We start from the raw sequence: 11,034 nt of genomic DNA on the forward strand, positions 1-11,034 counted from the left end.
CGAAGTCTTAAACAAACAGCTTCAGCACATTCCCCATCGCATCATCCGCAAACCCCTGCACAAAATCCTTGAACCCTGGCAGTGCCTCTTCCCCGCCCGCAGCCGGCTCGGCAATGATCGTCCACGTCGCCCGAGACTTACCCGCGCCCAGCGATTCGACATTCATCGCCGCCCACAGATTCGCCACCCCCAACGTGTTGTAAATCGTCGTCCAGGTCATGCATCGGGCCTGCTCATCGCGGGAGTTGAGTTGCTCGACCACCACGTTGCCATCCTTGAAGCATTTCTTGCGCAGCGAGGACACGCCCTCGCCGATTGTTTCGATATGCGACAGCGTCGGAATGAAGCGGTCGAAACCGCCGAATTGGCCGACCACCGCCCAGACCTGCGCCGCGTCTGCCGGCACTTCTACCGAAGACACTACGTGGCAGCCATGCGGGTTTTTGATCAGGGTATCGGGTTGCAGAGTGCTCATGGTGTTGCTCCTTTTGTTGGATCAGATGAAGTTGATTTCTTTCAGGTAATCGCAGCCACGACGCAGCAGTGCCGGGGATTTCTGCGGGTAGTGCGCGCCCATCAGCTGCACGCCGGCCTCAGCGTTGGCATGACCAATCAGGGTGATGTCGCCGATGTCTTCTTCGAAGCCGTTGAGGTAGAAACCGAGCACGCCGAACAGCGCGTTGTCGGCATCGACGCGGTTTAGTTGCTGCTGCCAGTCGGCGACGCTGACCAGCGCGAACTCGCTGCCGGTTTCGCGGAACGAAGTGACGTAGGCGTCCCAGCTCAAAGGCTCGGGGTTATGCAGGTTGAACACCGCGCGGTCGGACGAATAACGGCTGGCGTGGAAGGCGATGAAGCGGGCGAGAAAGTCCACCGGCATCAGGTCAAAATTCAGCGCGAGGGCCGGTACCTGGCCGAGCTGAATCGAGCCTTTGAGCATCAGCATCAAACGGTTTTTGTGCGGCTGACAAACGCCGCTCAAGCTGTTGAAACTGATATTGCCGGGGCGATACAGATTGACCCGGACGCCGCGCTCCCGCGCTCGTTCGAGGATGCGCTCGCCGACCCATTTCGACAGGTTGTAACCGTTGCGAATGTAGATCGGTGGTGTTGTGGCGGCGGGCAGTTCCAGCACCCGTCCAGCATTGTCCACCGTGCTGGAAGCCGACAGCGTCGAGACGAAGTTGAAAACCTTTTTGCTCTGCCCTTCGCACAAGCGCAGCAGGGCGAAAATCGGTTCGACGTTGTCCGCCGCCAGCGACTCGTAATCGAGTACGTGATTGACGTTAGCGGCGTTGTGCACCAGTGCGCCGAACTCGCGATCCAGGCGCTGATAGTCGTCCTCATTCAGGCCCAACTGCGGACGCGTAATATCTGCCGCGTAAACCCGCACGCGGCTCAGATCCAGATGCTCCAGGCGGTTTTCACGCAGTGACTCGGCAAAGCGTTGCGCCGCCGTTTTGCCGCCGCCGTCGCGCACCAGACACGCCACTTCGCTGGCACCCCAACCGAGCAGCGCCTCGACGATGTGCACGCCGACAAAACTATTGGCGCCAGTGACGATGACTTTATGCACATCGCCCATGCGGCTGATCGGCAGTGGCTCGATTTCCAGTGCACGCTCGGCGTCGGCCATGGCCTGGGCGCTGAGTACGGCGCTGTCATCGGTGCCGCGTACCAGCGTTGCCAGTTTGATGATGGTCGGCAGTTCGATGAAGCGGTTGATCGAAATGCTACGCCCGAACTCCTCACGCAAACGCAGCAACATGCGCGAGAGCAGAACCGAGTGGCCACCGAGATTGAAGAAGCTTTCGTCGGTGGAAATGTCGCTGCTCGGCAGCTCCAGCAACTCCGCCCAGATCTCCAGCAACAGCGCTTCATCGGCATTCACCGGCAGGCATTTCGGCCCGCTGTCCTGCACGCTCACTGGCAGTTCCAGCAGTGCTTTGCGATCGACTTTGCCGTTGCTGGCGAACGGCATGCTCGCCAGCTCGGTCCACGCCACCGGTTGCATGTAGTCCGGCAAAAACTGTCTGGCGTGGGCTTTCAGCGCGTCGCGTGCGGTGTCCGATTGCGCTTGTGCGAGGAACGCGAGAATGCGCCGCTGACTGTCGATCACCACCGCCATTTGCCGGTACAACTGGCTCTCGCGCAGGCAGCGCTCGATCTCTTCCGGCTCGACCCGGAAGCCACGGATTTTTACCTGATTGTCGCGCCGCCCGCACAGTTCGATACCGTGCTCGCCCCACCTGGCCATGTCGCCGCTGCGGTAGGCGCGCAGCGTTTGGCCGTCCGGTAATTGCAGGGTCAGATAACGCTCGGCGGTCTGCTGCGGATTGTTCAGATAACCGAGGCAAACACCGGGGCCGACGATGAACAATTCGCCGACGGTGTGCTCCGCCACCGGTTGCAAATCGTCATCGAGAATCAGCACTTGGCTGTTGGCGATTGGTGCCCCGAGGGTACGGTTACTGTCGCCCGGTTTGAGCTGGCGCGCGGTGATCAGTACGGTGGCTTCGGTCGGGCCGTAAAGGTTGTGCAGTGTGCCTTGGCGGGTGAGTTGCTCAATGACAAACGGCTCGCAGACATCGCCGCCGGTCATCACTTGCACGCCTTCCAGTTGCTCCAGCGGCAGGATGCTCAACAGCGCCGGTGGCAGGAATGCGTGGGTCAGGTGTCGGCGGCGGATCAACGCGACCAGTTGCAATGGATCTCGTCGTTGCGTGTCGTCCGGCACCACCAGTTCGGCACCTTCCAGCAGGGTCGGGAAGATGTCGATCAGTGATGAATCGAAGCTCAGCGACGAGAACTGCAAGACCCGACTCTCGGCCTGCAATTGCACGTAATCGGCGTACCACGCGGTAAAGTGCGCGAGGTTGGCCTGACTGAGCAACACGCCTTTCGGATGCCCGGTGGTGCCCGAGGTGTAGAGCGCCATGCACGGTGCATCAAGTTCGGGGCGGCGGCGCATCAACGGTTGGCTGAGATCTGCCTCTGAGTTGTCGATGCGGCTGACGTCCAGCCCCGCCATGGATGCGCTGAGCGGATGCTCGCCATCATGCAGCAACAGCAGCGCGCCTGCATTTTGCAGAATGTATTGCTGACGCTGTAACGGATGACTCGGTTCCAGCGGCAGATACACCGCGCCGCTGCCGAGGATCGCCAGAATCGAGGCAAACAATGCCGGGCTTTTTGGCAGGCAGATGCCGACCACCCACGGTTTTGGCTGTTGCTCGAGCAACGGCAGCAAGCGCTGTTGAATCGCACGGCTGTGAGCGTGCAGTTGGCGATAGCTGATCGACTGTTCGGCGATGTGCAGCGCCGGGCGTTCAGCGTGGTGGATCAAGCTTCGTTGCAGGCGCTCGATCACCGGGATCTGCGCCTCTTCCAGCAATGCGGGATTGGCCGTGTCGTTGCGGTGATGGACGTAAGCCAGGCTGTCGAGGAACAGCAGGTTTTCCATTCTCTCGAAATCCGGCGCAGTCACTGACGCGGCCAGCTGCAGATAGTCAGCATCACGGGAGAAGCGGCTGACCAGCAACGCCACTTCATCGACCACCTGCGTCAGCACCCGTTGCCGCAGCGCCTGCCCATTGCCGGACGGCTCATCGCCAATCGGTACGCGGCTGATCAGTGACGAGCCAAGGAAACACAGCAAATCGAGTGTCGGCAAACCGGCAGGGCTCTGCACGCCGACACCCAAACGCAGATGCAGGTGCGGGATCGAGCAGAAATCGCCGGCGCCGATAAAACCATCGTCGATGATCAGATCCACCGTCGATGCACCGGCAGCGCTGCGCTGCAAGGAGTGACCGTGTTGTTCCCGTTCCTGCGCCAGGTCGGTCATCGCCTGGCTGGTGCCAATCAGCAAAATGTCGAGACGTTTCATATCGGCCTCCTCATCAAACCAGATAGTCGCGCAGCGCGTGCTGCACGCAGGGCGCATCGAGCAGCGAGCTGTTGTGGAAGAACTTGACGATGTTGCCCACCAGCGGGTGATGGCGATTGATCGGGAATGCCAGCCCGGCCATCTCGTCCCTGAGCGAACGGCGCGTAGTCTCGCTGACCGGCAGTGCGTCGATCAGGCGCAGGTCGAAGGATTTCTGGATGTCGTTGGTCAGGTAATGGCCGATGAACACCGGCAGAATCTGCGCGATGGTTTCGCGATCCGCCGCGTTGGCGGTGTGCCAATAGATGCGCACCATCCGCGCCCAGAAACTCGAATGGCGACCTTCATCGAGCAAGTGATCGGCCATCAGGCCTTTGATCGACGGCTTGACCGTGTCGTCGCGTGCGAACGCCGCGACATCACCGGTCACGGTGTTTTCGGCGATGGCCACGCAGATCAATTCGACCGCGCTGCGCAGGTGCTCTGGAGCCAGCGCTACTGCCGCAGGAATCGCCCGGCTCAGTTCGATTTCATCGGGGAGCTGAATCGGTTCGATGCCGGTCATCGCCACGGTTTGCTGCATAAAATCCATCGCCACGAGGGCGTGGTAATCCTCGTCCACCACCACGGTCATCGCGTCGTAACGACAGGCAAACGGGAAGGCCACGGCGAAGCGATTCTTGGCGATGCTGCGCGCGGTCTTGTCGACGATCTCGGTCTCGAAAATCACCACGTCGTTGATGAATTTGTACAGCGTCTGCACCAAGGCGAAATCACGCTGTTGCGGGCACTCGCGCAGGAAGGTCTCGCTGAGCACCAGCGGCTGGCGGCTGAGCGGATAGATCAGCCGTTCATCGTCTTCGAGTACGCGTCGCGGACGGGTGCGGATGGTCGCGCGGTTCTCCCAGGCATCGGCAAAGGATTGATAGTCGGCAGCGTTCATTGGACTACCTCCGCCAATGGCTCGCGCATGCTCAGGCGCAGGCCGTCCCACAAGGCGATACGGCTTTCCACGGCGGCAATGGCGCTGGCGTAGACCTCGGCTTCACGTTGCGGGTCGCCGTTGACCAGGCGCTCGAGCAGGTGTTCGGCCGCCGGGCCGTGGTCTTCGGAGTCGACCTCGATGTGCCGTTCCAGGTAATAGCGAAAGGTCGGCGCCTGTTCGATACCGATGCCCCAGTCGTCAAGAATGCGCTGGAACATGGTCGGGATCACGCTCTCGCGACCATGCAGAAACGCCGCCGCCACGCTGTGTCCCGGTGCATGCAGGGCGGTGCGCAAGGTGTCGCGGACAAACTGCGCGGCAGCCGGATCAACCTCGACGCTTTGCAGCGCGACGTCATAGCTCACGCCTTCCTGTTGCAGGGCGACAAAGCGCTCTACGGCGGTGGTACTCGCGCCGATTTCGCGCATCGCATCCAAGTACAACTCGAAATGGCTGTAATGCCCTTCGGTCAGGCGATCATCCGATTCTTCACCGAGAACGATCTCGTTGATCAGTCGGGCGGCGAGAGGATCGCGCGGCGGCAACCACGGTAGTCGGGTGCAGGTCAGTTCCTGCTGCAGGCGTTTGGTCAGCGACATGAAGTCCCACACGGCAAATACATGGGTTTCCATGAAGCGACGCAACACCGATAACGACGTGATCTCGGCAAAGATCGGGTGAATGCTAAGTTCGGCTTTCTTCAGGGCGAGTTGGTGCTTAGTGGGCATCATGATGTCCTTTATCGTTGATATTAAATGGAACTGCTCTGCAACTGCGCAATCAATGAAACTACGACTTACTTGTTTCCTGTCGACGGACGACAGCCTTCCTTCCTGATAGGTAAGTGCGGATCGATATACCTTTGACATGGCTTCATGTCTGCCCATCAAGCGCTGCTGCTGTACCGCAGGCATTGGGCTGCTGCCGAAGTGAAGGGTGGAGTTCAAACTTGGCGAAGAAAAGCTAATACACCGACAAAGTGTTTAACAAGTATATTTTTAATTATTTTAAGTGTGCTGTTTTTTGAAGTTGAGTTGTTCCAATAAAACTTTCAGGTAAAGTTTTATTTGGGCGTAGTTGCTCCTTTCGGCGAATAACGGCCAAAATTGCTCAAGAAGAGTGAATGCCTCACTCGAAGCAACTTTCCAGTAATAAGAATTGAATGATTTAAAAGGGGCGGAAGTTGGCCGTGACCCCGCGCCATGACTTCCTTTTTCCCGTGGCAAGGCTCCTTCCGTAGGTTCCTGGTGCGGGGACTGCGCCGGCAGGGCGGCGCGTCGCCCGTTCTTTAGGGGTGGCGGCTCAAGAGTGCGGGTAAATTTGCGCCACGGCTATGACCGATTCATCAGCGGCAACGTGCAAATATCGGACTGAACGGCGCAAGGAGGTTAGAGCGGACATGTGGATCCGCCCAGCAGAGGGCTGGCGGATCGCTTGGGGATTTGTAAGCGGGTGATTCGCGGGGCAGTGCGCGCTCAGCGCGCAGCTTGGCGGTTTTGCGCGGCAGGGGTAGCGAGATAACGGGTAATCACTTCGACACCGCGATTGAGGTGCTGCTCGAGGAGTTTGATCGACAGCTCAGTGTCGCGATCCTGCACGGCTTGCAACATCGCCCGGTGATCGTCCTGGGACAATTTGCCCAGGCCCATGGCCTCAAGGTTGAAGCGCAGAAAACGCTCTTCTTCGTTGAGCCCGTCTTCAACCAGTCGCAGTAAGCGTTGGTTGGACGCCTTGCTGTACAGGGCCATGTGGAACAAACGGTTGAGCCGGCCGATTTCCGTGTAGTCGTGTTGCGCCTCGAGCTCTTCGATGTACCCGGCTGCGCGTGCGTGGTCGGCAGCGGTCAGCAGCGGAATCGATTGCCGCATGGCTTCGGATTCGAGGAGGATGCGCAGCTCGTAGGTTTCGGTAGCATCACCCTGAATCAATGGCGCAACCACTGCACCTTTATGCGTAGTAACGCTCAGCAGTTCTTGGGCTTCAAGCTGGCGCAACGCTTCGCGCACCGGCATGCGGCTGACACCGAAAAGGTCGGCCAGATCCTGCTGGCGCAGCGCCGTGCCACAGGGCAGACGACCGTCGAGGATTGCCGAGCGCAGGGTTTCTTCGATCACCGAACGGGCCAGATGAGCAGGAATCGGTCCATCGACTTTAATGCTGTGCAACGGTTTGGGCTTCTGTGTCACGACTACGCACCCTGTATGTCGGCCTGGTTTGGATCCAAATGACACTAGTGATTGCTCTACAGGTTGTCAAACCTTGTAAAACATCGCTGTGCCAACTGAAGTTTAGCGTGCCGAGTATGATCTCATGGTGCCATTGTTTTTTGTCGGGCTAAGCTTCACCATCAAACGCTTTCCTTCCTGCCCCCTGGAAACCTGCTGTGGCGGTACGTTTCGCGATCCCCCGGACTCTGCGCTGGCTAGGCTGCGCACTGCTGCTGGCCGGCGTCATGCTGGGCGGTCTGCATGCCGATTGGGATTTTTCCACGATCAGCCGCAAAGCCACGGCACTCTACGGGCCGCTGGGTGCCGGGCAGCAGCGCATTGATGCCTGGCAGAATCTGTTGGCCACGCAGAAACAAGTCAGCGAGATGGAAAAGCTCAAAGTGGTGAACCTGTTCTTCAACAAACAGGTGCGCTACGTCGAGGACATCGATCTGTGGCACGAGGTCGATTACTGGGAAACGCCGATCGAGGCGCTGTGGAAGGGCGCCGGCGACTGCGAAGACTATGCGATCGCCAAGTATTTCAGCTTGCGTCATCTTGGGGTTTCCAGTGACAAGCTGCGTATCACCTACGTCAAGGCGTTGCGTCAGAACCGCGCACACATGGTCCTGACTTACTATGCCACCCCCGATGCCATGCCGCTGGTGCTCGACAGCCTGATCGACCCGATCCAGCCGGCGTCGCAGCGAACCGATTTGCTGCCGGTCTACTCTTTTAATGCTGAAGGGTTGTACCTGCCGGGCGCCAAGGGCAACAAGAAGGTCGGTGACACCAAACGCCTGTCACGCTGGCAGGATGTGTTGAAGAAAATGCAGGCCGAAGGTTTCCCGGTCGAAACGACTAACTAGGAGCATGCGCTCAGATGTCTTTGTTCAAACAGCTGTTGATCGCTATCTGTCTGTTCCTGGTGGTCGCCTTCACCGGCAGCTTCATGGTCAGTCTGGAAAGCTCGCGCACCCAGTACGTCAACCAGTTGCGTTCCCACGCCCAGGACGCCGCGACGGCGCTGGCGTTGTCGCTGACGCCGAATATCGACGATCCGGCCATGGTCGAGTTGCTGGTCAGCTCGATTTTCGACAGCGGTTATTACGCGAGCATCCGCGTGGTCGATCTGAAGACTGACCAGACGATTGTTGAGCGCAACGGCATTCCGGCCGTCACCAATGTGCCGGACTGGTTCGTCAAGCTGATCGGCCTGGAGCCGGCCGGTGGCGACGCGCTGGTCAGCCGTGGCTGGGAGCAAGCGGCGCGAGTCGAGGTGGTCAGCCATCCGATGTTTGCTGTGGCCAAATTGTGGCAGAGCGCGTTGGGCAGCCTTGGCTGGCTGCTGATCTGCGGGGCGATCAGTGCCGTGCTCGGCGCGCTGCTGCTGCGCCGGCAGTTGAAGCCGCTGGATTACATGGTCAAGCAGTCCCACGCCATCGCCCGTCGCGAATTCCTCAGCCTGCCGGAACTGCCTCGCACACCTGAGTTGCGCCGTGTGGTGCAGGCGATGAACCAGATGGTCGAGAAGCTCAAGGCGCTGTTTCAGGAGCAGGCCGAGCGCAGTGAAAAGCTGCGCGCCGAGTCCTATCAGGACAATCTCACGGGGCTTGCCAATCGGCGCTATTTCGAAATGCAGTTGCACAACCGGGTGAGCAACCCGGAGCAGGCCAGTTCGGGTTATCTGCTGCTGTTGCGGGTCAAGGATCTGGCCGGGCTCAACCAGCGTCTCGGTGGCCAGCGCACCGATGAATTGCTTAAAGCGGTCGGCGAACAGTTGTCCCGCGAGTGTGCCAAATACCCGGAAACCCAGAACCTCGTCACCCGTATTCGTGGCGGTGAGTTTGCCGTGCTGGCGCCGGGGCTGGTTCGTGAGGAAGCGCTGCAACTGGCGCAGAACCTCGACAGCGCCTTGAGCAGTCTGCACGCCACCGGGGCGACCGACGTGGCTGCCGTGGCGTCGATCGGCCTGGCGCCGTTCACCCACGGCGATTCACCGCAACAAGTATTGACGCTTGGCGATCAGGCGCTGGCGCAAGCTGAAGGTCAGGGCGAGCAGAATTGGGCGTGCATCGATCAGAGCCTGACGGCGGATGTCGGCGACGATCACCATGCCTGGCATCGCTTGCTCGATCAGGCCTTGAGTCAGCAGCGTTTCGAGCTGTATTTCCAGCCAGTGGTCGCCGCCGCAGACACGCAGTTGGTGCTGCATTACAAAGTGCTCTCGCGCCTGCTCGATGATCAGGGCCAGACCATCCCGGCCGGGCGCTTCCTGCCTTGGCTGGAACGCTTCGGCTGGACTGCACGGCTTGACCGCCTGATGCTCGAGCGCGTGCTGGAGCAAATGAAAGAGCACGAAGATTCGCTGGCGCTGAATTTGTCCTCGGCGACTCTGGCTGACCCGCAGGCGTTGAACAAAGTCTTCGAGATTCTGCGCGCGCATTCCAACCTCGGCGAGCGCTTGACCCTGGAAATCGGCGAGGAGCAATTGCCCGAACAAGCGGTGCTGGAGCAGTTGACCCGGCGCCTGCGCGAACTCGGTTTCTCTCTGAGCCTGCAACGCTTTGGTGGTCGCTTCAGCATGATCGGCAACCTGGCGCGGCTGGGGCTGGCGTACTTGAAGATCGATGGCAGTTACATTCGTGCGATTGATCAGGAGAGTGACAAGCGTCTGTTTATCGAGGCGATCCAGCGTGCGGCGCACAGCATTGATCTGCCGCTGATTGCCGAGCGGGTCGAGACGGAAGGGGAGTTGTCGGTGATTCGCGAGATGGGCTTGTATGGGGTTCAGGGGCAGTTGTTTGGTGAGCCGAAGCCTTGGCGGTGAGTCATTGTAAAAGCCACCCTCACCCTAGCCCTCTCCCAGAGGGAGAGGGGACTGATCGTGGGATATTGATGTAATACGCCGACGTGAAAGAGCTCCGCTGAATCCATAATCGACTCGAATTCTCAGGTCGATGTATGGCGCCAGACACCTCGGTCGGCCCCTCTCCCTCACGGGGACTGATTGGGGGATATTCGGGAAGTACGCCGACGTGAAAGATGTCCGCTGAATCCATAATCGACTCGAATTCTCAGGTCGATGTATAGCGCCAGACACCTCGGTCGGCCCCTCTCCCTCACGGGTACTGATTGGGGGATATTCGGGAAGTACGCCGACGTGAAAGATGTCCGCTGAATCCATAATCGACTCGATTTCTCAGGTCGATGTATGGCGCCAGACACCTCGGTCGGCCCCTCTCCCTCACGGGGACTGATTGGGGGATATTCGGGAAGTACGCCGACGTGAAAGATGTCCGCTGAATCCATAATCGACTCGATTTCTCAGGTCGATGTATAGCGCCAGTTACCTCGGTCGGCCCCTCTCCCTCACGGGGACTGATTGGGGGATATTCGGGAAGTACGCTGACGTGAACGATTTGCGCTGAATCCATAATCGACTCGATTTCTCAGCTCGATGTATAGCGCCAGACACCTCGGTCAGCTCCCTCTCCCACCGGGAGAGGGCTGGGGTGAGGGTAAGCTTTTGATACCGGGTGGATCAGATCAACCCGCCCTCATCCTCATCGATCAACTGACTCAACCCGCCCAACGCCTCACGCGCCTGGGTTCGGTCCATCAGTTTGGCCTGGGCCGCCGGCGGCAGGTCGGTGACGCGGATTACGCCCTTCTGGGTCAGCACCTGAATCAGGTCGTCGAGTACCCGAATCATTTCGAAGTCGCTCTGCTTGAGCTGTTTCAGGCTGGTTTCCACCACTTCATTGGCGAACCAGGCCTGGATTTCATGGCTGTCGGCCGGCAGCGTTTCCGTGGCCTCGGCGTAGGCCGCGGCTTCCACGCGAATCAACAGACCTTGCGCATCGCGTTGCACGTAAAACATTGAGCATCCCTCAGAAATGAACCAGCGTCATGCTGTCAGCAGCATAGCCAACTGTGCGCGAGTATGCGGG

General features: G+C 59.4%; 9 protein-coding genes. 3 read left to right on the forward strand and 6 right to left on the reverse strand.

What is annotated here, in order from left to right:
• Positions 1-7: 7 nt before the first annotated feature.
• Genes HU754_RS01665 through HU754_RS01680 form a run of 4 tightly spaced genes read right to left on the reverse strand, consistent with a single transcriptional unit; the run spans position 8 to position 5,605 of the window.
• Entirely contained in the window at positions 8-475 is a 468-nt protein-coding gene (locus tag HU754_RS01665; RefSeq protein ID WP_186625624.1) for an SRPBCC family protein, read from the reverse strand.
• Positions 476-496: 21 nt separating this feature from the next.
• Positions 497-3,889, reverse strand: coding sequence for an amino acid adenylation domain-containing protein (locus HU754_RS01670; protein ID WP_186625622.1), 3,393 nt, complete (start codon positions 3,887-3,889; stop codon positions 497-499).
• 13 nt (positions 3,890-3,902) lie between these two features.
• Positions 3,903-4,832 (reverse strand): diiron oxygenase, encoded by a 930-nt coding sequence (locus tag HU754_RS01675; protein ID WP_099757654.1) that lies wholly within the window; start codon positions 4,830-4,832, stop codon positions 3,903-3,905.
• Positions 4,829-5,605 carry a DUF3050 domain-containing protein gene (locus HU754_RS01680; protein ID WP_186625620.1) on the reverse strand — a complete coding sequence of 259 codons (777 nt, stop codon included), beginning with the start codon at positions 5,603-5,605 and terminating at the stop codon, positions 4,829-4,831. The genes HU754_RS01675 and HU754_RS01680 overlap by 4 nt, the downstream gene beginning before the upstream one ends.
• A gap of 144 nt (positions 5,606-5,749) precedes the next feature.
• On the opposite strand from HU754_RS01680, the gene HU754_RS01685 reads away from it, so the two are divergent.
• The gene (locus tag HU754_RS01685; protein ID WP_186625618.1) at positions 5,750-5,920 is read left to right on the forward strand and encodes a hypothetical protein; all 171 of its coding nucleotides are present in this window, start codon (positions 5,750-5,752) and stop codon (positions 5,918-5,920) included.
• Between the two features lie 429 nt (positions 5,921-6,349).
• Here the strand turns inward: HU754_RS01685 and HU754_RS01690 are convergent, their stop codons facing one another.
• Complete coding sequence (locus HU754_RS01690) at positions 6,350-7,060, reverse strand: GntR family transcriptional regulator (protein WP_186625616.1); 711 nt, start codon at positions 7,058-7,060, stop codon at positions 6,350-6,352.
• 197 nt (positions 7,061-7,257) lie between these two features.
• Between HU754_RS01690 and lapG the strand changes: the two genes are divergently transcribed.
• Both lapG and lapD read left to right on the forward strand, forming a co-directional pair.
• A complete protein-coding gene (gene lapG, locus HU754_RS01695; RefSeq protein WP_095113878.1) occupies positions 7,258-7,950 on the forward strand; it encodes a cysteine protease LapG in 693 nt (230 codons plus the stop codon).
• Between the two features lie 14 nt (positions 7,951-7,964).
• Positions 7,965-9,911: a cyclic di-GMP receptor LapD gene (gene lapD, locus HU754_RS01700; protein WP_186625614.1), complete on the forward strand. Its 1,947-nt coding sequence runs from the start codon at positions 7,965-7,967 to the stop codon at positions 9,909-9,911.
• Between the two features lie 714 nt (positions 9,912-10,625).
• Here the strand turns inward: lapD and HU754_RS01705 are convergent.
• On the reverse strand, positions 10,626-10,964 hold the full coding sequence (locus tag HU754_RS01705) for a hypothetical protein (RefSeq protein WP_007918987.1): 339 nt from the start codon (positions 10,962-10,964) through the stop codon (positions 10,626-10,628).
• Positions 10,965-11,034 lie beyond the last annotated feature (70 nt).

Origin of the sequence: Pseudomonas zeae, from assembly GCF_014268485.2 — a bacterium.
Taxonomy (GTDB): Bacteria; Pseudomonadota; Gammaproteobacteria; order Pseudomonadales; family Pseudomonadaceae; genus Aquipseudomonas; species Aquipseudomonas neuropathica.

Bases quoted from the DNA above. Each gene is read 5' to 3' on its own strand.
- HU754_RS01675 (WP_099757654.1), bottom strand. From the start codon at position 4,832: ATGAACGCTGCCGACTATCAATCCTTTGCCGATGCCTGGGAGAACCGC.
- HU754_RS01680 (WP_186625620.1), bottom strand. From the start codon at position 5,605: ATGATGCCCACTAAGCACCAACTCGCCCTGAAGAAAGCCGAACTTAGC.
- HU754_RS01670 (WP_186625622.1), bottom strand. From the start codon at position 3,889: ATGAAACGTCTCGACATTTTGCTGATTGGCACCAGCCAGGCGATGACC.
- lapD (WP_186625614.1), top strand. From the start codon at position 7,965: ATGTCTTTGTTCAAACAGCTGTTGATCGCTATCTGTCTGTTCCTGGTG.
- HU754_RS01705 (WP_007918987.1), bottom strand. From the start codon at position 10,964: ATGTTTTACGTGCAACGCGATGCGCAAGGTCTGTTGATTCGCGTGGAA.
- HU754_RS01685 (WP_186625618.1), top strand. From the start codon at position 5,750: ATGTCTGCCCATCAAGCGCTGCTGCTGTACCGCAGGCATTGGGCTGCT.
- HU754_RS01665 (WP_186625624.1), bottom strand. From the start codon at position 475: ATGAGCACTCTGCAACCCGATACCCTGATCAAAAACCCGCATGGCTGC.